Origin of the sequence: Actinopolyspora sabaoui, assembly GCF_051225635.1 — a bacterium.
Classification (GTDB): domain Bacteria; phylum Actinomycetota; class Actinomycetes; order Mycobacteriales; family Pseudonocardiaceae; genus Actinopolyspora.
On the sequence record NZ_JBMIHH010000011.1, the window covers coordinates 31,642 to 56,054 of the forward strand.

Annotated in this window: 25 protein-coding genes; 8 read left to right on the forward strand and 17 right to left on the reverse strand. The window is 67.8% G+C overall.

Translation table 11 applies throughout. The features are described from left to right. Window positions 1–34: 34 nt before the first annotated feature. The 6 genes from ACOQFL_RS19170 to ACOQFL_RS19195 all read right to left on the reverse strand — a co-directional run bounded on the left by ACOQFL_RS19170 (window position 35) and on the right by ACOQFL_RS19195 (window position 4,840). A complete protein-coding gene (locus ACOQFL_RS19170) occupies window positions 35–1,630 on the reverse strand; it encodes an FAD-dependent oxidoreductase (protein WP_435545575.1) in 1,596 nt (531 codons plus the stop codon). 95 nt (window positions 1,631–1,725) lie between these two features. Next, entirely contained in the window at window positions 1,726–2,754 is a 1,029-nt protein-coding gene (locus ACOQFL_RS19175) for an NADP-dependent oxidoreductase (protein WP_435545576.1), read from the reverse strand. 169 nt (window positions 2,755–2,923) lie between these two features. Further along, on the reverse strand, window positions 2,924–3,331 hold the full coding sequence (locus ACOQFL_RS19180; RefSeq protein ID WP_435545577.1) for an NUDIX hydrolase: 408 nt from the start codon (window positions 3,329–3,331) through the stop codon (window positions 2,924–2,926). A 186-nt stretch (window positions 3,332–3,517) separates the two neighbouring features. Next, on the reverse strand, window positions 3,518–3,697 hold the full coding sequence (locus tag ACOQFL_RS19185) for a hypothetical protein (protein ID WP_435545578.1): 180 nt from the start codon (window positions 3,695–3,697) through the stop codon (window positions 3,518–3,520). Window positions 3,698–3,788: 91 nt separating this feature from the next. Next, window positions 3,789–4,004, reverse strand: a complete 216-nt coding sequence (locus ACOQFL_RS19190; protein ID WP_435545579.1) for a DUF397 domain-containing protein — start codon at window positions 4,002–4,004, stop codon at window positions 3,789–3,791. Beyond that, complete coding sequence (locus ACOQFL_RS19195) at window positions 4,001–4,840, reverse strand: helix-turn-helix domain-containing protein (protein ID WP_435545580.1); 840 nt, start codon at window positions 4,838–4,840, stop codon at window positions 4,001–4,003. The genes ACOQFL_RS19190 and ACOQFL_RS19195 overlap by 4 nt, the downstream gene beginning before the upstream one ends. 236 nt (window positions 4,841–5,076) lie before the next feature. On the opposite strand from ACOQFL_RS19195, the gene ACOQFL_RS19200 reads away from it, so the two are divergent. Next, complete coding sequence (locus tag ACOQFL_RS19200) at window positions 5,077–5,508, forward strand: hypothetical protein (protein ID WP_435545581.1); 432 nt, start codon at window positions 5,077–5,079, stop codon at window positions 5,506–5,508. Window positions 5,509–5,587: 79 nt separating this feature from the next. On the opposite strand, the gene ACOQFL_RS19205 is transcribed toward ACOQFL_RS19200, so the two are convergent. The 8 genes from ACOQFL_RS19205 to ACOQFL_RS19240 form a co-directional block, all read right to left on the reverse strand. Further along, the gene (locus ACOQFL_RS19205; RefSeq protein ID WP_435545582.1) at window positions 5,588–6,025 is read right to left on the reverse strand and encodes a hypothetical protein; all 438 of its coding nucleotides are present in this window, start codon (window positions 6,023–6,025) and stop codon (window positions 5,588–5,590) included. Further along, a complete protein-coding gene (locus tag ACOQFL_RS19210; protein ID WP_435545583.1) occupies window positions 6,018–8,939 on the reverse strand; it encodes an FtsK/SpoIIIE domain-containing protein in 2,922 nt (973 codons plus the stop codon). The genes ACOQFL_RS19205 and ACOQFL_RS19210 overlap by 8 nt, the downstream gene beginning before the upstream one ends. Window positions 8,940–9,176: 237 nt before the next feature. Beyond that, window positions 9,177–9,428, reverse strand: coding sequence for a hypothetical protein (locus ACOQFL_RS19215; protein WP_435545584.1), 252 nt, complete (start codon window positions 9,426–9,428; stop codon window positions 9,177–9,179). Window positions 9,429–9,432: 4 nt separating this feature from the next. Continuing rightward, complete coding sequence (locus ACOQFL_RS19220) at window positions 9,433–9,693, reverse strand: hypothetical protein (RefSeq protein WP_043575913.1); 261 nt, start codon at window positions 9,691–9,693, stop codon at window positions 9,433–9,435. A 219-nt stretch (window positions 9,694–9,912) separates the two neighbouring features. Further along, window positions 9,913–10,377: a hypothetical protein gene (locus ACOQFL_RS19225; protein ID WP_435545585.1), complete on the reverse strand. Its 465-nt coding sequence runs from the start codon at window positions 10,375–10,377 to the stop codon at window positions 9,913–9,915. Between the two features lie 87 nt (window positions 10,378–10,464). Continuing rightward, a complete protein-coding gene (locus ACOQFL_RS19230) occupies window positions 10,465–10,998 on the reverse strand; it encodes a PRC-barrel domain-containing protein (protein WP_435545586.1) in 534 nt (177 codons plus the stop codon). Between the two features lie 166 nt (window positions 10,999–11,164). Further along, entirely contained in the window at window positions 11,165–11,968 is an 804-nt protein-coding gene (locus tag ACOQFL_RS19235) for an alpha/beta fold hydrolase (protein WP_435545587.1), read from the reverse strand. Between the two features lie 42 nt (window positions 11,969–12,010). Then, on the reverse strand, window positions 12,011–12,754 hold the full coding sequence (locus ACOQFL_RS19240) for a DUF4232 domain-containing protein (RefSeq protein WP_435545588.1): 744 nt from the start codon (window positions 12,752–12,754) through the stop codon (window positions 12,011–12,013). 746 nt (window positions 12,755–13,500) lie between these two features. On the opposite strand from ACOQFL_RS19240, the gene ACOQFL_RS19245 reads away from it, so the two are divergent. From ACOQFL_RS19245 to ACOQFL_RS19260, 4 genes are all read left to right on the forward strand, one after another. Then, complete coding sequence (locus ACOQFL_RS19245; protein ID WP_435545589.1) at window positions 13,501–14,424, forward strand: DMT family protein; 924 nt, start codon at window positions 13,501–13,503, stop codon at window positions 14,422–14,424. Window positions 14,425–14,435: 11 nt separating this feature from the next. Further along, window positions 14,436–15,671: a glycosyltransferase gene (locus ACOQFL_RS19250; RefSeq protein WP_435545590.1), complete on the forward strand. Its 1,236-nt coding sequence runs from the start codon at window positions 14,436–14,438 to the stop codon at window positions 15,669–15,671. A 118-nt stretch (window positions 15,672–15,789) separates the two neighbouring features. Continuing rightward, window positions 15,790–16,755, forward strand: a complete 966-nt coding sequence (locus ACOQFL_RS19255; RefSeq protein ID WP_435545591.1) for an alpha/beta fold hydrolase — start codon at window positions 15,790–15,792, stop codon at window positions 16,753–16,755. Next, on the forward strand, window positions 16,752–17,969 hold the full coding sequence (locus ACOQFL_RS19260; RefSeq protein ID WP_435545592.1) for a glycosyltransferase: 1,218 nt from the start codon (window positions 16,752–16,754) through the stop codon (window positions 17,967–17,969). Before ACOQFL_RS19255 ends, ACOQFL_RS19260 begins: the two co-directional genes overlap by 4 nt. Before the next feature lie 147 nt (window positions 17,970–18,116). Here the strand turns inward: ACOQFL_RS19260 and ACOQFL_RS19265 are convergent, their stop codons facing one another. After that, window positions 18,117–18,560, reverse strand: coding sequence for a peptidase inhibitor family I36 protein (locus tag ACOQFL_RS19265; RefSeq protein WP_435545593.1), 444 nt, complete (start codon window positions 18,558–18,560; stop codon window positions 18,117–18,119). A gap of 219 nt (window positions 18,561–18,779) precedes the next feature. Here ACOQFL_RS19265 and ACOQFL_RS19270 point away from each other — a divergent pair, with 219 nt between their 5' ends. From ACOQFL_RS19270 to ACOQFL_RS19280, 3 genes are all read left to right on the forward strand, one after another. Then, window positions 18,780–19,754 (forward strand): aldo/keto reductase, encoded by a 975-nt coding sequence (locus ACOQFL_RS19270; protein WP_435545594.1) that lies wholly within the window; start codon window positions 18,780–18,782, stop codon window positions 19,752–19,754. A 110-nt stretch (window positions 19,755–19,864) separates the two neighbouring features. Continuing rightward, complete coding sequence (locus tag ACOQFL_RS19275; protein ID WP_435545595.1) at window positions 19,865–20,167, forward strand: YrhK family protein; 303 nt, start codon at window positions 19,865–19,867, stop codon at window positions 20,165–20,167. Window positions 20,168–20,410: 243 nt separating this feature from the next. Next, complete coding sequence (locus tag ACOQFL_RS19280; RefSeq protein WP_435545596.1) at window positions 20,411–22,018, forward strand: long-chain fatty acid--CoA ligase; 1,608 nt, start codon at window positions 20,411–20,413, stop codon at window positions 22,016–22,018. A gap of 131 nt (window positions 22,019–22,149) precedes the next feature. Here the strand turns inward: ACOQFL_RS19280 and ACOQFL_RS19285 are convergent, their stop codons facing one another. Then, a complete protein-coding gene (locus tag ACOQFL_RS19285) occupies window positions 22,150–23,658 on the reverse strand; it encodes a sensor histidine kinase (protein WP_435545597.1) in 1,509 nt (502 codons plus the stop codon). Next, entirely contained in the window at window positions 23,655–24,398 is a 744-nt protein-coding gene (locus ACOQFL_RS19290; protein ID WP_435545598.1) for a response regulator transcription factor, read from the reverse strand. Before ACOQFL_RS19290 ends, ACOQFL_RS19285 begins: the two co-directional genes overlap by 4 nt. Window positions 24,399–24,413 lie beyond the last annotated feature (15 nt).

A 24,413-nucleotide genomic window follows, 5' to 3' on the forward strand; every position in this document is an offset into this window, starting at 1 on the left:
CCCGCGAAATCGTCGGGCCGGGCGGCGGGTGCGCTCAGTGGTAGACCCCGCGCAGTGCCCGGGTCACCAGGTCGGTCACCCGGGGCAGCGCCCTGCCGCGGACCTCGGGAGTCAGGCCGGGCGGCATTCTGCGGTCGAGCACGTCCTCGGCGTTCATCGCGCCCTCGTGCCGCACCGCCCAGACCACCTCGGCGGCGCTGGTCGGGAGCTCGGGGACGACCGGTTCTCCCAACGCCGGGTCGAGCTCGGTCATCGCCGACACGCGTTCCGCCTCGATGCCGTAGCGGGCGATCAGTCGCTGCGCCACATCCAGTTCGGCGAGTTTGCCCCGCTTCGTGGCCCCCACCAGTGGTGTCGTCCCCGTGCGACTGCTCCCGGCACGCAGCCCGCAGTCCCGTACCGCCCTGTCCACGGCTTCGACAGCGGCGGTGCGGTACGGTGCGAGATCACCCCGCAGCACGCTGACGACTCCCTCGGGTGAGGTGTGTACGTGGTGCTCCCGCCTGCGGGAGTCCGACCGCGACCCTCGCGTGGCGCCCGTTCGGTCGCCGGTTCGGCGGGGAACGGCGTGCGATACCACCTGGCTGTCCAGCGGATGCGCCGCACGCGCCGCCGGGCCGAGCAGCCCGGCCGCTGCCGTGAGCAGCCCGCTCGTCTCGGAGTCACTCGGCTCCGGTAGCTCCGGGGAAGTGCCGTCGAGTTCGGCGCTGCCCGCCGTGACCAGCAGTCGGCCCCCCGGTTGTGGGACGCACCGCACGGTTTCCCCGGAGTCATCGGCCGTCGGTGCGGTCAGTCCGGTCGCGGTGAGGCCCACGGTCGCGGCATCGAGCACGATCCCGGGCGTGCGAAAGATGCTCAGTGGTGGGTGGTCGGCCGGTTCGGTCGAGCGCGGGCCGGTCGCGTCGATCACCGCGCGGGCCTTCAGTCGGATCGTGGAATCCCCCAGCCGGTCCAGCACCTCCGCCCCGTCGCGGTGCAGTCGGGTCGCGCGGACCCTGGTGAGTACGCGTGCGCCGAGTCCGGCTGCGGTGCGCGCCAGTGCCACCACCAGCCTCGCCTCGTCCGGCAGCTGAGCCTCGAAACTCAACAGGCCGCCCCGCAGCCCCGGCACGGCCAGCCCGGGGATCAGGGCCCGTGCTTCGGGGGCCGGTATCCGGCGCGGCGCGGGAAGTGCCATCGCCGGGGTCCCCGCCGCCATTCGCATGGCGTTCGCACTGTTCGATCGGGTCCGCAGCCTCAGTTCGGTGCCGGGCGGAGCTCCGCTGTCCAGCGGTACGAGCAGGGGTAACGTGCGCACCAGGTGTGGCGCCGTGGTGCGCAGCAGCACCTCGCGCTCCACGGCGTCACGGCGCGCCCGGGCGAGTTCCACCGGGCGGCCGTCGTGGGGACGACCGCCCGGCAGGATGTCGGACCACCGGGGACAGTGGTTCGCCAGGTCCTCGGCCTCGACCAGCGCGACCGACAGTCCTCGGCGAGCCGCGTCGAGGGCGGCGGCGGTACCGGTGACCCCGCCGCCCACCACCAACACGTCCGGACGTACCCCCGCGGCCAGCTCCGCGAGCTCCGCGTCGCGTCTGGCCGCGTGCAACGAGGTGGCGCGCGGGGGAGTGTTGGTCGGTGAGTCGGTCATGATCCCGTCAGTTCCGTTCCACCGGTCCGGCCCCGAGTGAGAGCGGGCGAAAGGTCCCGCCGAGCGAGCGTCCCGGCGACCCGACCGGAATTCGATCAGATGTTGACGATCATCTTTCCGGTGTTGTCCCCGCGAAGCACCCCGAGGAAAGCCTCGGGGGCGTTGCGCAGCCCGTCCACCGTGGTCTCGTCGTAGTGCAGCTTGCCGTCGCGGACGAGCGGGGCCACGTGCTCGAAGAACTCCCGCTTGCGGTGACCGTTGTCGTTGACGATGAAGCCACGCATGCTCAGCCGTTTGGTCACGAACTGGAACATGTTGCGCGGGCCGGGTTGCGCCTCGGTGGCGTTGTACTGCGAGATCGCGCCGCAGGCCGCGATCCGGCCGAAGTCGTTCATCGCGCCGATGGCGGCCTCCAGGTGGTCGCCGCCCACGTTGTCGAAGTAGACGTCGATTCCGTCGGGAGCGGCCTGGCGCAGTTGCTCGGCCACCGGCCCGTCCTTGTAGTTGAACGCCGCGTCGAAGCCCAGGTTCTCGGTGAGGTGGCGGACCTTCTCGGCCGAACCGGCGCTGCCGATCACGCGCTTGGCGCCGCCCAGCTTCGCGAGCTGGCCCACCAGCGAGCCCACGGCACCCGCCGCGCCGGAGACGAACACGGTGTCGCCCTCGTGGAACTCGGCCTTGTCCATCAGACCGACGTAGGCGGTCATGCCGGGCATGCCGAGCACGCCGAGGTAGGCGTTCGGCGGGGCCTCGTCGGAGACCGCGGTCGCCTGCGACTCGTTCACCAGGGCGTACTCCCGCCAGCCGAGGGCGTGCAGCACGAGCTGGCCGACCTCGAACTTCTCCGAGGAACTGGCGACGACCTCGCCCACGGCGGCGCCGTCCAGCGGCTCGCCGACCTCGAAGGGGGCCACGTAGGACTTGGCCGCGCTCATTCGGCCCCGCATGTAGGGGTCGACGCTCATCACCTTGTTGCGCACCAGAAGCTGTCCCGACTCCGGCTGGGGGACGGGCGCTTCCGCGACCTCGAAGTTGTCGTGGGTGGGCCACCCCTGCGGGCGGGACGCCAGCCGGATCTCCACGCCCGTGGTGGGGACGGATGAGTCAGTCACGAGAGCCTCCATATGCGGAACTGTCTAGTACCGTAATTTTACCCGCGTTGCCGAAGTGGCGCCATGTGGCAAGCGGGCGCGACCCGATAGTACCGACCGGTCGGTCGGGTGCGGGGTGGCCGAGGTGGTGGTCCGGCTCGGCACGTGGTGAAACCCGAAGATCGACTCCGTGCCGAGTCGGTCAGGTCATCAACGAGCGGGTCACGGTTACGCCGTCGTGGCTGCGAACCGCGGGGTTCGTGGCGAAGGCGTCCGAGACGCGTACCGCGTAAACCTCGTTCATCCGTCCCAAGGCCTCGGAGAGTTCGAACCACCCGGCATCGGCGCTCTCCTCGGTGGCGCGTGGTTTTCCCGACAGTGGGCGGCAACGGAATACGAGAGCGATGATTCCGCGGGACAGATTCTTGTAGGTTCCGCTGAGGCGTTCGACCGCGACCGACACGCCGGTTTCTTCGAGGATCTCTCGTCTCACTCCGTCCTCGAAGGTTTCGTCGAGTTCCAACACGCCGCCCGGGGCTTCCCATTGACCATTGTCGCGACGTTGAATCAACAGGACCCGTTCGTTGTCGTCGATCACAACGCCGGCCACGCTGACGGAGTGTTTTGGGGCATCCGACACGGCGGCCTCCCGGAAAAGTCGTTACCGATCCGATCGCGTACTCGGCAGCTGTGGGTTCGGAGGCGGTATCCGCGGTCGGCCGTGCGGCGAGACCGCCTCCGGAAGAGGAGCCGTGGCCCCGGGAACGCGAGCGCGTTCCCGGATTCGCGAGGTGGATCAGTCCTCGCGCTCCCTGCGACTGATCCAACCGGTGGGGATCCAGTTCGGCGCGGACCAGCGCCCCTGCTCCAGCTCCTCGTAGAGGTCCAGGTATGCCCGCTGCACGGACCTGATCGCGTCCTCGGGATCGATGAGCCCAGCCGTGGTAACCGCCAACGATCCTGCGATGAGTCTCATCGGGGATGAAGGTGTGCCCCTGTGCAACGTAAGTTATCGGTGACCGGCTACTCGAGGCGTCATCAGCGGAGATAGTGGTCTCCGCTCGGGATCAGCGGTCCAAGCGCCCGGTTCTCACGGTGTCGATGAAAGCCCGCCAGCTTCCGGTATCCAGCGCGAGTGGGCCACGCTCCCTGTCCTTGGTGTCTCGTACCAGCCGGAAGCCCTCGGGCGAGGACGCGGTTTCCACGCAGTTGCCGGTTCCGGTGCTGTAGCTGCTTTTTCGCCATTGCCGACTCGGTAAGCCGGTCCGTGGGGCATTGTTCAAGACAGCTCCTCGAATACGCTGTGGACGAGATCCAGTGATTCGCGAGGTGAAAGAGCCTGACTCTGCACCGAGGACAGGGCGTGGACATAGCTACGTATCACGCCGTCGCGTTCGTGTACGGTCCAGGAAGTCACGCCATCAGCATAAACGGCCTCGGGAGTGGTCTCCTCGGGCCACTGAATGATCGCGAACGATTCGCCGAGGGCAGCGTGTGCGTCTGCGGTGAATGGAACGATCTGGATGGTGACATCGTGGGTTTCGACCATTTTTTCGAGGTGGCGGAGCTGCTCCCGCATGACTGCTCGGCCGCCGATACGTTGGCGAATCGCGGCTTCCCCGACGACAGCCGTAAGACGCACCCCATCGGAAAGACGTTGTTGGCGTCGCATCCTTAGCTCCAGGTAACGATCGATGTCGGCTACCCGGATGTGTGGCGACACCGCTGTGATCACTCGTTCGGCATATTCGCGGGTCTGCAGCAGACCCGGCACGAGGTCGCCTTCGTAGGTCCTTATCCAGGATGCGTCGGCTTCCAGTTCGATGAGTAGTTGTACGGCTTCGGAGAGAATGTCTCCGTAGTCCTGCCACCAGCCTGGTTCTTCGGCTTTTCTGCGAAGTGTGTCCAACTGGGCCACGAACTCTTCGGGGATGTGCAATGCCTCGGCGGTCGCGGCGAGCACGGGTGGCGACAGTTTCGCCTTGCCCGCCTCGATCTTCGACCACGTGGCCTGGTGGATACCGACGCGATCAGCCAACTCGGTACCCGACAGGCCGTTCGAGGTCCGGTAGCTCTTCAGTCGGCTGCCGAGTCGGCGACTGCGAACCGTTGGCCGCACGTTGGCTCCTTTCGGGGTCGGTGACCAGTTCGTACTTTCACCCATCTGATGCATTTCATGCTGAGCATAATGCACGGCATTATTTTCGACATGGATACAGCGCCTGAGGGTGAACGCTAGATCACGAACCGCATCCAATCGAAGTTGCCCAGTCAGCTGACTCCGATGATGCGAGTGCGCCTGATCGGCGGTCAGAACTCCGTCAGTCCCGAAGCGCGATACCGAAAGGTCGGATCATGAACCACCGCTCAACCGAAGCGAACGAATCACGGAACCAGGCGCAGCAGCGGGCCACAGCGGACGGGAGGTCGCAGCGGCAGGAGCAGGCCGACTGGCTGGACTCGCTGGTTCCCGACCCGTCGGGGGTGCCGCCGCTCTGTGACGAGCCACGATTCGACGAGCTACTGCGAGGCATCGTCGCGGATCACGCTCCGCACGTGTTCGCGATCGTCCAGGAATACGGCGAGCGGGTCGACGGGCGAGTGGCAGCTTGGGGAATGGCCTTCGAGGGAAGAGCCGAGATAGTGACGGTCGAAGGAAACATGCGGATGAGCCTGCGAAGTCCGGAAGCGGCGTTGCCCAACTTCCGTTTCGGTACCCGCATCCGCTCGCGACTGGTGTGGTTCGACCGCGACGCGATCACCCTGGCAGCAGCGGAGTGCACCTGAACAGAAGTCACACGCGCCAACCGGGCGAGGCAGGGGAGCGCGACGTGTGCCGCCCGCTCCCCGAAAAACGGCTCGGGCCCTACCGCTCCCGGCGACTGATCCAGCCGGTGGGGATCCAGTTCGGCGCGGACCAGCGCCCCTGCTCCAGCTCCTCGTAGAGGTCCAGGTATGCCCGCTGCACGGACCTGATCGCGTCCTCGGCACCGGCGGGTTCGGCCGTGGTGTCCGGCGCGGGCAGCTGCGTCACCCGCAGCCAGCGTTCCTCCCAGAGCGCCTCCATGGCGGCGTTCCACCGCAGCCGAACCCCTTCCTCGACCTCCTCCTGCTGCTGCTCGGCCTGCTCGACGAGGTCGCGCTCACCGGCCAGTTCCCGCTCCAACCGTTCGACACGATCACGTTCGAGCTCGTGCAGCCGCTCCACCGCGTCGGTGGCCAGGGCGACGATCTCCTTGTAGCGCTCGGTGTCCGTTCCGTGCCGAGCGTCGAAAGCCCCGGAATCGCCTGCTGCCTCAGTCATCGGTCGCCTCTTCTCCGAAGATGTTGGACGAAACCGATTCCGGTCCCCGGGGCCTGGGAAGGTTGTTCGGCTCCGCCGTGATCTCCTCCGGCTCCCCGACGGCTCCCTCCACCGCTCCGGAGAGGTCGAACGGCAGGATCACCTCGGGATGCGAATGCACCGACCGGTCGAAGAAAAGGCCGCGGTGCACCCGGGGTGACCACGTGATCAGCTGCCCGGCCGCCAACGGCGCGAGCTCCTGTCCCTGCACGTCGAACGCCACCCAGGCCCCCACGTCGTCGGTGGGCCCCATGCCCAGCGTGTTGCGCAGCCGTTGGGCGCTGCGCCACCAGCCGATGGTGTGCACCCCGCACTCCGGGCCCTGCTTGAGCGTCTTGCGTAGCTGGTCCAGCCCACTGACCCTGCTCTCCGGGTCCTTGCGCTCCAGCATCGACTGGGCGGCGTCCACCGCGTAGCAGAGCAGGTAGTGCGGCACGGTCTCCGAACTCGCCCCACCGGACCCGCTGCGTTCGTCGACCAGTTCGGACAGTCCACGCAGCGTCTCACCGAGCTCGCTGGGACCGATGAAAGTGACCGTGTGCCCGGCTTCCCGCAGGGTGCTCGCGACGGCCCAGGCGTCCTCGGACGTGTCCTCGGTCAGCGTCGCGATCGTGAACTCCGCCTTTCCCGGGGAGAACTGCCGCCCGAGGGACAGCGCGCTCGTCCCCAGCACCGCTGTCGCGTCCCCCTGGGCCGAACCCAGTACGGCCAGGTTCTTTCCCGGGGAGCGTTCGAACGACAACGCCGCGGCCGTGCCACGCACGTCGATCACCTGCCCCAGCAGCATCCTCGGGCGGCGTGTCGCCACCGGCCGCAGCTCCTCGTAGTCCGACGTGCCGATCAGGCCGGGCAGGTGCGAACCGTCGAACAGCCGGGGTGGGAGGGCGTTTCGCCTCCCGGTCTCCCAGAGGTGCCGTTCCCAGAGTCGCAGTTGCAGCGAGTCGAACGTTTCCGAAGCGGTCGCGTCCGGCACGCGAACGACCTCGTTGCCGTGCTTCACGCCGGACTCGTGGTTGATCACCGCGTGCCAGCGGGGCAGCTCCAGTGCGGTGGTGTTGTTGTCCACCAGCACCCGGCGCGCCTTCGGCAGCGCCACCCGGAGGATGAACTGCTCGAAAATGGCGGGTTTTCCCCAGAACGCCTCGATCCCGGAAACGTCCTGACTGGCCAGCACCAGGTGAATTCCCTGGGAGCGCCCACGGCGCGCGACGTCCTCCAACAGCGTGGCGGCCTGGCTGGACACCGCGTCGCGTTCGGCGAACAGGTACTGGAACTCGTCGATCACCGCCACTATGCGTGGCCATCTTCCCTTCGGATCCCGCTGCCGCAGTTCCTCCAGTTTGGTGACCTCATGCTCCTTGGCGGCGTCGGCCCGCCTGCGCATCTCCGTGGCGAGGAAACGCAGCAGCGCCAGGCCGAACTCGCGGTCGGTGTTGACGTTGACCCCGACCAGCCGTGCGTGCGGCAGCCAACTCGGATCCCGATTTCCGGGCGTGAACTGCGCGAACGACACGCCTTCCTTGAAGTCGAGCAGGTACATCTCCAGCTCGTCCGGGCTGTACCGCGCGGCCAGACTGCCGAGCATGCCGTACAGGAAGTTCGTCTTCCCCGAACCGCTCGGCCCACCGATCAGCGTGTGCGGGCTGGTGTCACCCAGTGAGATCCGCACCGGTTCACCCTCGAAGAACCCCACCGGAGCCGACAGGCCGGTCGTGGAGTCCTGCGTCCACAGTTGTTCGGGGAGCAGATCATCGAAGGTACGCACCCGGGCGCGTCTGGACTGGAACGTCTCCGAGATCGCGGAACAGGCCCTGCTCACCCGCTCCCGGGGCGGTACCTCGTCCGGGCGGATCGCCAGGTGCGGCCCGGTCATGCTGCTGCGCGCCAGATCCGGGGCGAGCAGCGTCACCGATTCCAGCGCGTTGTTGACCGTCATCGGCAGATCCACCACGATCAGCTGAATCCCGCAGGCGAGCCCGTTGCGCGCCACGCGTTGCAGCTGCTGTTGCTGCTCCTCCTTGAGTGGTTCGCCGTCCCCGAAGAGCACCGCCACCCGCCAGGGCTCACCGCGATGGCCCGTCTCGGCGGCCAGCGATTTCAGCGAGGTGTGACCGCCGAGCAGCGCCGTGGTGTGGATCCGGCGGATCTGCTCGGCCAGTTCCTCCAGCAGGTCGTCCAGTCTGGTCGGATCGTGCGCGGTGAGCAGTCCGGAGCGGGTCAGCGGGAACAGCCCGGGCAGCGTGCCCGTCAGCCGTGCGGTGTCCCAGACGTGCACCCGGACCAGGCCGGGCTCGTAGTAGGACAGCATGCGCAGCAGCAGATTCTGCACCAGGGATTCCGCGGTGTCCCTCGTGGCGCTTTCCAGCGTTCCGGAGCGGCAGGTGATCCGCAGGTGCGACTCGTCGAGCAGCGGCACGGCGGCCGGGAACTCGGCTGCTTCCGGGGCGTCCGGTGAATGGGCGGTGCCGAAGCGCCACAGCGTGGGGGCGGGAATCCGGGCATCCGCCGTGCCGAGGCTGCCGAGCCATTCCCGCCACGGTGCCGAGGCGGTGCCGGGAGCGGCCTCCGCGACCAGCTCGCCGAGCTGTGCCGGGCCACGCGCGGTCCACTCGGAGAACACCTCGGTGCGTTCCTCGACCGCTTCCTCCAGCGCCCGGCGGAACTCGGGCTGTTCCGAGCCCTCCAGCTCCCCCGGATCGCGTGCGGCGGCCGAAACCCCGTGCCGCGCGATGCGCAGTGCGTGTTCCCGTTTCGCGCTTTCCGCCCTGACACGCGTGAGTTCGTTGGCAGCCGCTCCGCGAGCCGTGGCGGCGGTGGCGCTCAGTCGATCGAAGGCTGCCCGAATGGCGTTGCGCCGTTCGTTGCGTTTACGCACACTCCACCTCGGTACTCGCATCACTGACCGTAAGCAAAGTACCACCGATCACACTGTTCGTTCGGCAGTGTGATCCGTTCCTCTTAGGTATGTCGGGTTACACCCGCTACGGGGGAGTCACGCGTTATCGTTCACTCGGAACGCTCGCTCAGTGTGAGGAGCGGTGCCGGACTCCCGAACCCGGCGAGTCCGCGACCGTCGTTCGACACACGCGGACACGCCACGGCACGAGGTGCGCTACAAGCCGGTGACGAACCGACGAACGGTTTCGTCAACCTGCTCCACCGTGGACAGGGTGCGTTCGATCTGATCGTCGGCGCGGTGCATTCCCTGCGGCACCACGGTTTCCGGGTTGTCCGGATCCAACCATCGCAGCGCCGATTCCGCCTGGTGCAGCGCGGTACGCGAGGTCACCAGTTGCCGCTGGGCCTGTTCGAGATGATCCGACACCGTCCGCAGTGCCTGCTGGAGCTCTTCGAGTGCCGACACGGTCTTAGAGCCGTCCCGCGTAGTTCTCGGCCGAGGTGATGCTGGCGTTGATGGTGCCCTGGATGCCGTTGAGGCTCTGTGCCGCCTCCGCCAGCATGCCGTAGGCGTGCTGGATCTCCTCCTGCCCGCTGCCCTGCGTCGCCGTTGCCAGCGCCTGTTGTGCCTCCTCCAGCGAGAGGGTGGCCTGTTGTAACGCGGCCACGCTTTCCGAGGCCTTCTGGTTGGCGAGTGCGATCCCCGCGCGAACCTCTTCCACACCTGCCATCTGTTTCGAGCCCCCTCCGGGATGGTCGTTGTCGGATACCTCTTGCCGACCGTTCGGTCGTCCCGACCGGACACCGATGTCGATCACCAAGTTAGCGCTCCGTGCGCACCCGGCCGTCCTCAGGTGGGCACCGGGCGTGTCCGCGCGAGCCGGGCGAGCGAAGTCGCTCGCGATTCCCGGTGTACCGGTTCGGCGGTCGTGCCGGTCCGATGTTCGGGCTCACCCGGCGCGTCGATTGCCCTGGTGCAGGGACCGGTCGGCGGTGTCCGGTGCGCCGGTGCCGGGGTTCGGGCCAGTTGAATCGATCCGCCAGGCCTCCAGCAGCACGCGTTCACCCCCGGGTACCAGTTCACCGACCAGCTCCGGGGCGTCCACGACCGTCCACGCGCTCGGGGGCTCGCAGGAGACCCGACTGCCGGTGAATCCACTGCCGAGTGTGCGCAGCGTGTTCCGCACCGCCCGTGCCAGGGTAGCCGCTGGGTTACCCGTACTCGGGTCGGCTGTTTTCCGGCTGATCGTCACCGAACGGCAGCCCGGCTCCTCATCGGAGCAGTCGGTCGTTCGGACTACGTGTCCGTCGAGGAGCTCGACCACACCGGCGCAGGCATCACGAGCCGTCGTCTCGTCCTCGGCGGCCACCACCACGGTGATCAGCAGTTCCATGCCGGGCTCATAAGTGGTCACGCCCGACATTGTCCCGCTTACCACCGCCGTGCTGTCGATCGTCCGATACGTTGAGCTCGCACCGGCGAACCGGCCGGAAGAACCGGTTCAGTCCGCCTTGCGGTGTTTGCCACCCGTTCCGTCCTCGGGGCGGGGAATCAGATGTCCCGGTCGCGGTTCCGAGTCCGGACGGTGGTGCCTGCCGAAGTCCGAGGTGGTCATCGCCTCGGCGGGTACAGCGCGGGGGCCGGAGTGGGACTCGCGTTGCTCCGGTGTCAGCGTGGCCGTGTCGTGCGCCGAGGAACCACGCGGTTCCGGAACGGTCGCACCGGTGAGTTCGTAGTGCTCGCGAAGCCGTCTGCCGTCCTCGTCCGACAGGTGGCCGTGCTCCGCCTCCACGCGTGGAGCCGTACGTACCTGTTCCCGGGAGGCCTCGACGTGGAGCGAACCCTGCTCGGCGGCGGCGTCGCCGAGCGGTACGAAGCTTTCCCGTACTCCCAGCGGCCCGGAACGCACCGTGATCCATTCCGGCCGGTGCGTCGCGTCGTCCACGTAGATGTTGCCGACACGTCCGATACGCGATCCGTCCCGGTCGTAGACTTCGTTTCCGATCAGATCCTGCGCGGCTGGCACGTCGTTCATTGACTCCGCCTCGATCGTGCGGTCGGGTACCGAGTCGTGGTTCGAAAGCGGCGATGCGCTCCGAAAACTCACGCTGCCTGGTCCGGGCCCCACCCGCAACCCGTTCGAGGTTGCCCTTCACGCTTTCGAGTGACTATTCGGCAGAAGATCCACCCGTGCGGTGGAATCAGGTATTTAGCTCTCTTCCGATGAAGGTCACTACATCGTGTAGTACCTCCTCGGTGTTGGTCTCGTGGAACAGATCGTGCCGGGCACCCGCGTAACCGTGTTCGTGGAACTCCGGGCCGCGCAACTGTGCCATGCCCTCCCGGCTGTCGGCCTCCGGGACCAGCTCGTCCTCCTCACCGTGCAGCCACAGCGTGGGCACGGCCAGGCCGGGGCCGCTTTGAATCGTGCGCAAAATCTTCGCCACGGCTGTCAACGTGTGCCGCGGAAACGGGCCGTGATAGACCAGCGGGTCCGCGAGGTACTCCCGGCCGACCTCCGGATCCCGCGACAGGCTCGCCGGATCGATCGGGGTGCGTGGGATGTGCTCGTCCGCCAGCAGGTCCAGCGCGTTGTAGGTGCCCAGGATCGGGGCCGACAGCACCAGCGCCACCAAGTGCTGCTGGTACGACTGGGCGTGCCGCACCGCCACCGTGCCCCCGAGCCCGTGCCCGATGGACACCACGGGCAGCCCCGGGTACCACTCGGTCGCCCGGAGCCGGAGCGTCTCCAGATCGGCCACGAGGCGTTCGACGTCCTCCACCACTCCGGCCTCGCCCTCCGACTCGCCGTGTCCGGCCATGTCGGCGGCACACACCACGGCCCGCGAAGCGGCCAACTTCTCGGCCAGCCGTCGGTAACGTCCGGCGTGCTCGGCATAGGCGTGCGAGAACAGCGCTATCCAACCCGGTTTGTTGCCCACCCAGCTGTACACGGCCAACCGGCTCTCGTTGCCCGAAAGTGTCCACCGCTTCGACTCGATCATGCGATCAACCCCAGCACACGTTTCGGCCGTCACCAACTCCACTCAGTGAAACGCCGTGGCGCTGACGTGCCCGTTACCGCAGACGCGGCCGTAGTCCCACCGCAGGTGGAACATCTCGGTCTCGTCGGGAGGTGTCACCCGCAGCGCCGAGGGCAGTGGTTCGCAATCCTCGCCACCGGAGCCGCTGCCGGTGGAAACGACTCCCCAGTGCAGCGTCGTCGAGGTGGTCTCGCCGGGTGCGAGCCGCACGTTCGACGGTCCCGGATCCGCCGCCCACTCCACGTCGGTGGACAGCGCCGTACCGTTGGAGCCGGTGAACTCCAGGCCGGGATAGCCGTAGACGACGCAGGTCCTTCCGGTGGTGTTGCGCAGCGTCAGCTCCGCGTAACGCTGCCCCGCTCCCGGATGACCGCCCTCCAACGAGGCCGCCATCATCGAAGTGTGGCAGCGCGAGACCCCGGAACTCCGTTTCGTGGTCGTGTCCTCGGCTCGCGCTGTATCCGCGTTCTCGCTTCCCGTTCCCGTATGGGTCGACGTTCCCACTTTCCGGTGATCCGCCGGAGCCGCCGAGTTCCCCGAGCTCTCGCCCCCGGAACCCGTCGCCTCGTTCGTCGGTCTCGTGGTATCCGATCTCGACTGCTGCTCCAGTGCGTTGCCCGCCGAGTCCGCCGCTCCGTTCGTACTCGCCGGTTGCTGTCCGCATCCCCCGAGCAGCGCGCCCGCGAGAAGAGTGGTCGATACGGCCAGCACGCGAGTACCGAGTTTGTCCGATCGGTGCGGGACCATTAAGGTCACCTCCCGTTCCCACCAAGTCGCGGTGGGATCGTCGTTGCTCGGTTCTTGTTGTCCCATAAGACGTGTCGGTCGCGGCGGGGTTGCTTCCGTATTCCCGGATTGGGCGAGATCATGCTGTATTTCCGCTTTGCGTGACCTGCTACGAAACCCTTTCTGGTTCCTCGTGGCGGGTGGGAGTTCCGTCCCGACACACCTCACGGCTCGTCGTCGGGTGACAGCACCGAGTATCCCCTGGTTCCCCGTTCGTGTGGGGTCACTCACCGCGCAACGGCAAAAGTCGATCTCGCCGAGGGGCTGGAACGCTCACGTTCCGGCCGTCGAGGTGCTGGTGTGCGGTCCGAGCCGGTTCGCGGAGGCGAGTACCACCGATGCACCGGAGTGGCCCGGCTGTCCTCCTGACGTGTTCTACAGTCGTGCGCGGGGGATGTCCGAGTCGCGCCGCGGTCGGCCCCGCGGTGATGCGTTCGCGCCGGACGGTGTGCTGTTCCCCGTGGCGGGGAGCGCACGGGGCGGTGGTGGTATCCGCCCGACCGTGTCGGGGGCACATGCGGGAGAGTCAGGGGTGAACCCCGATGCCGGTGAGGCCCCGGTGGGCGAGATTGGTCTCGATACAGTTCCGGAGGAGCCACATGGCAGGTTCGAGGCACATCCGTTACCCGAAACGATTCCGGGCACTCGAAACGAGACTGCGACATTGGTGCGATGGACGGCGGTCTCATGAGCGGACGTGATCCGAGATGACCATGATCGCGGTGTTACTAGCGGCGGTGGCGGCTCTCGGCAACGCTTTCGGTGCCCATCTGCAACACGGTGCGGTACATGCCACGATCTCCGATCGCAAACTGGGGGTTCGCAGTCAGCTGCGACTGGTGGGCAACAGCCGTTGGCTGTTGGGACTGATCTGTCTGGGCGGCGGAACGGTGCTGCACGCCCTCTCACTGGGGTTGGCGCCGCTGACCGTGGTGCAGCCGCTCGGGGTGCTGGCGCTGCCGCTGACCGTGCTGCTGAAATCCCGCGACTCGGGGCTCGGTCCGGGCAGGCTGCCGCGCTCCTCGATGCTCGCCGCGCTGGCCATAACAGCCGGCGTGTCCGCGTTCGTCTTCCTCGCGGTACGCAGCGCCACCCCCACATCCGTGAGCCCCCAGGCAGCGGGGACGGCGATCGAACTGGTGACAGTGGCCGTGCTCACGATCGGCCTGATCGGGCTGTTGACCAGCGGATCGATGCGTTGCATCGCCTACGCGTCCGGCTGCGCCGTCGCCTACGGCCTGGTCTCGCTACTGCTGCGGGCGGTTTCCCAACAGGTCACCTCGGGGCAGCTCGCCGAGATCGAGTTGTGGTTGCTGCTCGGCATGGGGGTCTCGGTGCTGATAGGTGGGTGGCTGTTGCAGCACGCCTACGCCAGTGGTCCGCCGGACCTGGTTGTCGCCTGTCTCACGGTGATAGATCCGCTGGTCGCGGTCGGACTGGGAATCGGTTTGTTGGGGGAGGCCGACGCCGTCGGCCCCTGGACCGCCGTTGCCGAGGGGGTGTGCGCCGCCGTGGCCTGCGCCGGTGTCTTCGCGTTGGCGCGCTACCACCCGGACAACCGCGGCAGCGGCGCACATACCGTGGCCCCCGACGGCAGTGACCGACGGGTAACCTCGGTCGATAGTTCGTAACGGGAGTAGCAGTGACTTCGCAACCCAGTGGGCGGCCGCTGCGGATCGTGCTCGGAGCAGTCATGTATCCGCCCGATGTCAACGGTGCCGCCAGTTTCGCCCACCGCCTGGCCACGGGACTGGCCGCACGTGGCCACGAGGTCCACGTGATCTGCCACGCCCCGGACCGTCGTTCGTACACCGCGGCCGAGGACGGCGTCACCGTCCACCGGGTCGGTTCCTACGGCACGCCGGCACACCCGACGACCCGGGTCTGTCCGCCCTGGCGGGCCTCCGCCGAGGCCAAACGCCTACTGCACGAGATCCGACCGGACGTGGTGCACGTCCAGTCGCACTTCTTCATCGGCCGTGGCCTGATCAACGTCGCCCGCCGCATGCGGATCCCACTGGTGGCGACCAACCACTTCATGCCGGAGAACATCTTCGGTTATCTGCCGATACCCCGCTTCCTGCAGTCCACGGCCGCCGCCGTGCTGTGGCGCAACCTGGTCAGGCACTACAGCAAGGCGGCCACCGTGACAGCACCGACCCCTCGCGCGGTACGGCTGTTGCGGGAGCACGGCTTCGCCAAGCGGGCGCTACCGATCTCGTGTGGCATCGACATCGACCGCTATCGCAGTGCCGCGGCCGAGTACCGGGAACAGCATCCCGACCCGGCGGTGCGCACCGTGCTGTTCGTCGGCAGGCTCGACGAGGAGAAACACGTCGACGATCTGCTGCGGGCCATGTCCCTGCTGCACACCGACGCCCTCACCCGCTTGGAGATCATCGGTGACGGCAGCAGGCGTGAGTCGCTCGAACAGCTGGCGGCGGAGCTCGGCATCGCCGACCGGGTGTGCTTCGCCGGGTTGGTCGACGAGGAGGAGCTACTCGCCGCCTACGCGCGCGCCGACGTGTTCTGCATGCCCAGCATCGCCGAACTGCAGAGCCTGGCGACGATGGAGGCGATGTCCGCCCGAACCGCCGTGGTGCTGGCGAACGCGATGGCACTGCCGCACCTGGTGCGGCCCGGGCGCAACGGCTGGCTCTACCCGCCGCGCGACGTGCACGCCCTGGCGAAGGCCATCGACGAGGTCGTCACCGAGCGCACCACCATCGACAGTATGGGGGCGTTCAGCCAGCACATCATCGCCGAGGCCCACGACATCGAAGCCGTGCTCGCCAGATTCGAGTCGGTCTACCACCACCTGATCGACCCGGTGCACACCGACGACCCCGCCGAACTCCACGCCGAGCTGGCCGGCTGAGCAGCCACTCCACTGTCGAGCGGTCCGCTACGGGCGCCGTCACCGCGAAAGGTGAGCGGTGCGCCCGGGCGGCCCGCCCGAGCCACGAGGGACCACCCGAAGGGACTCCGAGCCGCCGATGTCAGCAGCCGATCACGAACAGCTCCTGGCCAGCTCCCCGCACGGCCGCAGAAGCCGCGAGCGGCTGGACGTCTGCGGCAGCACGCTGCACTACTGGCGATACGTCCCGAGCGCGTCCGAACCCCAGGAGAACGGGATTTCCGAGGTCGGTGATCCGTTCGGCGGGTGGCCGGAGCGCCCGCGTCCTCCTCTGCTGCTGCTGCACGGTTTGCGCGGCACCCATCACGGGCTGGAACCGTTGGCGGCGGCACTTCCGGAGCGGGAACTCCTCATCCCCGACCTGCCGGGCTTCGGTGAGTCGGGACCGATGAGGACGCGACGGCACGACGCCGCCGGATACGCCCGAGCCGTGGTCGAGTTGCTGCGACAACTCGATCACGGCGGGGAACGGGTCGATCTGCTCGGGCACTCCTTCGGGTCGGTGGTGGCCGCCGCCGTGGCGGCGGGATCACCGGAGCTGGTGCGCGGGCTGGTGCTGGTCAATCCCATATCCACCCCCGTTTCGCACGGTCCCGCGGCGCTGCTCGCCCGGTTGACCTCGCTCTACTACCGAGCCGGCGAGCTGTTGCCCGCGCGGTTGGGCAGAGCACTGCTCTCGAACAGATGGATCGTGCTGGGGGCGAGTCACGCGATGCTGCGCAGCCGGGATCCGAGGGTGCGGCGCTTCGTGCACGACAGCCACCTGCGGCATTTCAGCCGGTTCCACAGCCCCGCGCTGCTCGCCGAGACGTATCGTTCCTCGGTCTCCCACACCGTGGCGGACCACGCCGCCGAACTGGCCGGCCCCACCTTGCTGATAGCGGGAGAGACCGACGAGATAGCACCGCTCGCCGGGCAGCGACGGATGCGTGACTCGCTCGTGGACGCCGGGCTGGAGGTCATCGAGGAGGTGGGGCATCTGGTGCACTACGAAGCTCCCCGGCACGCGGCCCGTTCGATCCGACGCTTCCTCGACGCCCTATGACCCCGCCCCCGGATCCCGCGGCCGAGTACCCCACCGACGGGGAGGCCGACGCCGCGCCGAAGCGGGTGTTCGTCGACGCCCGCTGGACACGAACCGACTTCCCGGACGGCATCAGCCGTTACGGGGCCGGGATCATCGAAGCGCTGCATCGCCTCCGCCCGGTTACCATGCTGATTCACGACAGGCGCCAGCTGCGGCTGCTCCCGGAGGGCGTGCCCTACCGGCTGATCAACAGCCCGTTCTCGCCCCGAGAACTCCTGGTCTCACGCACCCTGCGGCAGCTGGAGGCCGAAGTGGTGTTCAGCCCGCTCCAGGTGATCGGTGGATTCCGGCGCCGCTACGTTCTCGTGCTCACACTGCACGACCTGATCTACTACCGCGATCCCCGCCCGCCCGGTTTCCTGCCCTGGGCGGTCCGGTGGGTGTGGTGGCTGTTCCACCACGCGTGGTGGCCGCAGCGGCTGCTGTTGAATCGGGCCGACGCGGTGGTCACCGTCAGTGAGACGACCAAGCGGTTGATCGCCCGACACCGCCTGACCGCTCGGTCGGTGACGGTGGTGCCCAATGCGCCGGGGAACGCACCCGTACCGCTCGAGCGTCCGGACACGGCGACCGGAGCCACCGAGCCGTTCACCGCGGATTTCGAGGGAGCCGCGTCGGACAGGCCCGAGCCGGTCGTGGGCGACCCCCGCCGGGAACTGCTCTACATGGGCTCGTTCATGCCCTACAAGAACGTGGAGACCCTCCTCGCGGGAATGGCCCGCTTGCCCGGTTATCGACTTCACCTGCTCAGTCGGATACCACCCGAGCGGGAACGCGAGCTGCGCCGGCTCGTCCCCTCGAATGCCGAGGTGGTTTTCCACGACGGCATCGAGGAGACCGCGTACCGACTGCTGTTGCGCCGTGCCGCCGCGTTGGTCACCGCCTCGCGGGACGAGGGATTCGGACTGCCGGTCATCGAGGCGATGAACGCCGAAACCCCGGTAGTGTGCAGCGACATTCCCATCTTCCGCGAGGTCAGTGGTGGTAACGCGTGGTTTTTCGCCCCCGACTCGCCCGCGGAATTCGCCACGGCGGTGCGTCGCACCGAGAACGTCGAACCACGCGGTTCCGTGGTCGCGGCGGCGCGTGCGCACGCGGCCGGATTCACCTGGGAGGCCTCCGCCCGGCGACTGTCCGAACTGATTTCCCGGCTGGAGGACCGTACCGGCTGATTCGGGCACGCCGTCCGTCCAGCCCTGGCCGGACGAACTCGCTCATTGGAGTTTTCCGGTCGGGTGGTCGCGTTGGTGACGTGGCTTTCGACGTGTCGGAACCGAAAATGACCCGCCCCTGTCGACAACACGACAGGAAAACATCAGTCAGTGCGTCCAGACCTTGATCGCCCGCACCACGTAGGGAGCGCGAGGCACGAAACTGCCGCCGGGATAGGTGCTGAAGTCCGCACTGGTGGCGCATCGCGCGTCCTGGTAAACCGTGACAGGTCTGTCCATTCGATTGGCGAAGGAACGTGCCTCGATGTTGCCGTGCAGCCGCACACATTCCTCCATGTTCGTGCTGCGCAGGTCGAAGGAGTGCTCGTTGCCCGCGTAGTCGGTTTCCGACCAGGCGCAGAACACTCCGACGTCGCAGGGCCGGTCGGTCTCGGGCACCGCGCCCGCCGCGAGTGGTTGAACCGAGCTACCCAACAGCAGAGCCGCCAGTAGCGAGAACAGCACCCCGCGGGCTCGCGGAGCGGCCGGAACTCGGCGACCGCCGCGCGAGAATCCGTTGTGCGGGTACGTGTCGTCGTGGCGAGTGAGCATGCGGCATCACCTTTCGTTCCGTTGCGGGGAAGAGATTTGGTCCCGAGCGGGACACCTGTGATCAACATGCTCAACCGGTGTGCGCACTCGCCAGCGAATCGGTCGGATTCACCCCGGAAGTGTGGTTTTTCGGTTTCGTCGCCGGTCCGCACGGGCCGGTCGCCGAGCTGTGCCACGGCCTGGGTGGCGTGTTTCCGTGGTTTTCGATCTCATGGAAGTATGCAGCAGACCGTATTGGGCAAGACGGGTATGGCAGTATCGCGAATCGCCTTCGGCACCTGGCAATTGGGTGGCGAATGGGGTTCGTTCGACGAGGAACAGGCCATCGCGGCCATTCGGCACGCACGAGAACTCGGGGTCAATTTCTTCGACACCGCCCAGGCATACGGCTTCGGCAAATCCGAAGAGGTTCTGGGTCGAGCGCTGCGCTCCGAATTGGAACGGGCTCGAGACAATCTCGTCATCGCCACCAAGGGCGGTATCAATCCTGGGGGAGAACGCCCCAGGGACGCCCGGCGAGCGTCACTGCGTCAGGGTGTCACCGAGAGCCTGCGTGCGCTCGACATCGACCACATCGATCTTTACCAGGTGCACTGGCCCGATGAACAAACCCCGGCCGAGGAGACCGCGGCCGCCCTGCAGGAGCTCGTCGACGAGGGCAAGATCCGGCACGTGGGTGTGTCTAACTACGACGCCGCCCAGTTGGCCGACTTCGACCGCACCCGACCCGTGGAGACGCTGCAGCCGCCCTACCACCTGTTCCGGCGTGGTATCGAACGGGAGACGTTGCCCTACGCGCGGCAGCACGACATCGGAGTGCTCGTCTACAGCCCACTGGCGAGTGGACTGCTGACCGGAGCACTGAATCAGGACACCACCTTCGATGCCGACGACTGGCGTTCGCAGTCCTCCGCATTCAAGGGGGAGACGTTCCGGCGCAACCTGGAGGTGGTCGACCAGCTCACGCGGTTCGCCGCCGACAAGGGTGCCGACGTCAGCCAGCTCGCGATCGCATGGGTGCTCGCGCAGGAAGGGGTGCACGTCGCCATCGTCGGGGCGCGGAGTTCCCGCAACATCGAGAAGAGCCTCGCCGCCGCGGAGCTGCGGCTCGACGCCGACGATCTGGCGGAGATCGAACGCATCACCGCCTCGGGGGTCTCCATCGAGGGGGCCAGCCCGGAGGGCGTGGCCTGACCGGCCGATGAGGACGTGCGGCCACCGCTTTCGCGCCACGGGAGGCGGTGGCCCGGGACGACTCCGAGCCGGTGCGAGCGCAACCGACATCCGAATGGGACGCTGAACCAATGCACGAGTCCGATCCCTACTCGTCCACGCCGCTGGTACTGCGGATCGGTCACGAAGAGCTGCTGATCCGCAAGCGCTACGAAGTGATCAGCATCGCCAACGACATCCTCATCGCGCTGTGGTTCATGGTGGGCAGCATCCTCTTCTTCTGGGAGGCCACCACCACCGAGGGGACCTGGCTGTTTCTGATCGGCAGTATCGAGCTCGCCATCCGTCCCGCCATCCGGCTCAGCAGGCGGGTGCACCTGCGCAGACTGCACGGCCCGTCGCGGCACGACAACGATTCCGAGCAGGACTTCTGAGCCCTGGGCGCGGCGATTTCGCGAGAAATCGACATCCCTGACCGCCGCACAACGGTCGTGCCCGCCGCGCAATGGTCGATGCCCTCCACGCAACGATCCGCGAACATCACCGCGCGCTGACCTGGTGCCAATACCCCCGAGTGGGTGATACACACTACTGTGTCACCAGTCACGCCGACCGGAGCTCGGTCCGTACCGGCTCTCCCGGGGCGCTCGTCCCCCACCAGAACGAAAGAGCCCGATATGCAGGCACTGATGCAGGACCGTCCGCTGACCCTCCCGCACATCTTCCACCGGGCGGAGCGGCAGTTCCAGGACAAGCGAATCGTCACCACCACGCTGCGTGGTGAGGTCGAAAGCACTTACGGCGAATGGGCCTCGCGCGTCCGACGGCTGGCCACCGTGCTCGACCAACTCGGGGTCCCCGAGGGGGCCAGGGTGGCCACGTTCGGCTGGAATACCCAGCGCCACCTCGAACTCTACTTCGGCGTGCCCTGCACCGGCCGTGTGCTGCACACCCTCAACATCAGGCTGTTCGCCGAGCAGGTCGCCTACATCGCCGAGCACGCCGCCGACGACGTGGTGTTCGTGGATCGTTCGCTGCTTCCGATGCTGTGGCCGATGGCCGATCAGCTGGCCACCGTGCGGTACTTCGTGGTCCTCGACGACGGTGCCGACTCCGAGATTCCGGACGACCCTCGTATCCGGGACTACGAAGAGCTGCTCGCCGCCGCCGAGCCGTTCCGCGGTCGTTTCGAGGTCGCCGACGAGAACGCGGCCGCCGCGATGTGCTACACCTCCGGAACCACCGGGCAGCCCAAGGGCGTGGTCTACTCGCACCGCTCCACCGTGCTGCACTCCCTGGTCAGCCTGACAGTCGACGCGGTGGGCCTCAGCGAGCGGGACACCATGCTTCCCGTGGTGCCGATGTTCCACGTCAACGCATGGGGCCTGCCCTACGCCGCGATCTTCGCGGGTACCTCGATCGTGTTCCCCGGGCCGGCTATGAAGCCCGAGGCCCTCGTGAGCATGCTGGAGCGGCACCGCGTCACCACCACCGCGGGCGTGCCCACCATTTGGATGGGGATGCTGCCGCTGCTGGGTGAGCACGACCTGTCCAGCCTGCGAGTGGTCGTCGGCGGAGGCTCGGCCATTCCCACGGCCCTGTCGGAGGGATGGCGCGAGGCGATCGGCGTCCCGATCACCCAGGCGTGGGGCATGACCGAGACCAGTCCGCTGGCCTCGGTGGCCAGTCCCCGCAGCCATCACGACGGGTTGAACACCGAGCAGCTGATCGAGGTACGTGCCACGCAGGGCCAGGCGGTGCCGCTGGTGGACCTGCGCATCGTGGACATGGACACCGGGCAGGAACAGCCGTGGGACGGTGCCTCGCCCGGTGAGCTGCAGGCGGCCGGGCCCTGGATCGCCTCGTCCTACTACGGCGACGAGGGGCGAGACGCGTTCACCTCCGACGGGTGGCTGCGCACCGGCGACGTGGCGACGATGGACGAGCACGGTTTCGTTCGGCTCGTGGACCGCACCAAGGACCTGGTCAAGTCCGGCGGCGAGTGGATCTCCTCGGTCGAGCTGGAGAATCACATCATGGCCCACGAGGACGTGGCCGAGGCCGCGGTGATCGCCAAGCCGGATCCGAAGTGGACCGAGCGCCCGGTGGCCTGCGTGGTCACGGAGTCGGGGAAGCAGCTCACCTCGGAGCAGGTGTTCGACCACCTGCGGCAGCGCGTGGCGAAGTGGTGGCTGCCGGACGAGGTGTGGTTCGTCGACGAGCTGCCCAAGACCAGCACCGGCAAGTTCTCCAAGAAGACACTCCGCGAACAACTGCTCGGCTGAGTGGGTTACCCCGATCGGGCCGGTCATCCCGATCGGCTCGTTCGGGCTCTCGGCCACGGATCCGAGGCGGCCGTGACCGAGCGTGATTCCCGCCGCCACGAGCCGGGAGGCCGGGAACCGGAACGAGCGGCTCATCCCGCCTCGGGCAGCACGAGCCGGAAGGTGGCTCCTTCCCCGGGGCGGGTGTCCAGCTCGATCCGACCACCGTGGTTGCCGGCTATGGCCGCGGCTATCGCCAGCCCCAGTCCGCTGCCGCCGTGCTCCCGGGTGCGTGCCGCGTCGGCCCGGTAGAACCGGTCGAACACCTGACCCGCCTGTTCGGGAGTCAAGCCCGGCCCCGAATCGGTGACCTCCACGATCGCGGTCGGCGTGCCCGCCACCAGCTCCGACCCGGAGACCCATCTCTCCGGTCCGTTCAACCCGCCGACCGCCCGGCTCGCCGGGGCAGTACCCACGCGCACCCTGATGTCGGTGTCCGGCGGGGTGTGCGACAGCGCGTTCGATACCAGATTGCCCACGACCTGACGCAGCCGGTGGGAGTCCCCGACCACCCACACGGACTCCAGTTCCGAGGCGTCCGGGCGCAGCGGGTCCAGCCCCACCCGCGAGGAGGACTCCCGGTGCGCGGTGCCGCTGATGGCGTCGGCGGTCACCGAGAGCAGGTCCACCTCCTCCCGGTTGTAGACCGGCTCCTGATCCAGCTTCGCCAGCAGCAGCAGGTCCTCCACCAGCAGACTCATGCGCTCCGCGTTCTGCTCGATCATCCGATGCGCCTCGTGCCGCTGCTCGGCGGGCAGGCTCTCGTGCTTGAGCACCAGCTCCGCGAAACCGCGCATCGAGGTGAGCGGGGTACGCAGTTCGTGACCCGCGTCGGCGACGAACCGCCGCAGCCTGGCCTCCGAGGACTCGCGCTCCCGCAGCGCGGCCCGCAGTCGTTCGATCATCGTGTTGAGCACCCGACCGAGCCTGCCGATCTCGGTGTGCGGATCGGTCTCGCGCAGGCGCAGATCCAGGTTCCCCTCGGCGATCGCGCCCGCCGTCCGTTCCATCCTGGTCAGCGGCAGCAGTCCGAGACGCACCACCCACCGGCCGACCGCGATCAGCCCCACCACGGTGGCCAGCAGCAGCGCCGAGTTCAACCAGAGCAGTTTCGACACGGCCCCCTGCAGCGTGTCCAGCGGCAGCGCGACCACCGCCGAGTCCTCCCCGGGGATGTCCTGCCGCAGCACTCGCCAGCTGCCCCCGCCGGCTCTGGCGGGCACGGTGGTCGGTTCCCGGTACTCGGAGGTGCTCCCGTCCGGCCCCGTCCGCAGGTCCGGGCCGTTCTCGGGGCCGCTGCCCAGCGACTTACGCAACTCGCCGCTCGGGGTGTAGAAGTACACCCGGAAATCGGAGGGCAGTCGCCGCTGTCCGTCGGGTTCGCCCGGTACCGCCGGACCGCCTATCGCCCCCGGCCTAGGCGGGCGGAATTCCTCCAGCTGTTCGTCCACCCTGCTCAGCAGCCACGAGCGCAGTACGACCACGCCGATCACCTGCGAGGCCAGCACGGCGATCGTGGCGAGCAGCGTAGCTCCGATCAGCAGCCTGCGCCGCAGTGAGCGGGCTCGCAGCCAGCCCGGAACGGTCACTCCGGCCGTCACGACGTCGCCGTCCCGGCGTGCTCCCGGGGCAGCCGGAGGCAGTAGCCGACGCCGCGCACGGTTTGTATCAGTGGCGGCTCGAACCGGTCGATCTTGCGCCGCAGATACCGCACGTAGGTCTCCACGATCCTGCCGTCACCGGCGAAGTCGTAGTTCCACACGTGGTCGAGGATCTGGCTCTTGCTCACCACCCGCGTCGCGTTCGTCATCAGATACGACAGCAGGTTGAACTCGGTGGGCGAGAGCTGGATGTACTCGCCCGCCCGGTGAACCTCGTGCGCCGCCTGGTCCAGTTCCAGGTCCGCGTAGCGCAGCGTGTCGGAGTCCGCCGCGTTGGTGCTGCCCTCCTCGTGGCCGGTGCGCCGGAGGATCGCCCGGATGCGCAGCAGCACCTCGTCCAGGCTGAACGGTTTGGTGACGTAGTCGTCGCCACCCGCCGACAATCCCTCGATGCGGTCGTCGACCTCGGTACGTGCGGTGAGGAAGAGCACGGGCGTCTCCAACCCGGCCGCCCGCAGCCCGCGGGTCACCGCGAATCCGTCCAAGTCGGGCAGCATCACGTCGAGCACCACCAGGTCGGGGCGAAAACGTTGCGCTTCCACCAGCGCCTGCTGCCCGCTCTCGGCGACGCCGACGGTGTACCCGGCGAGTCGCAACGTCGACTCCAACAGGATGCGGATGCTCGATTCGTCCTCGACGACCAGGATCCGCCGTTCAACGGCCGCGTCGGATTCGCCCATGCTGTTCTTCCCGCT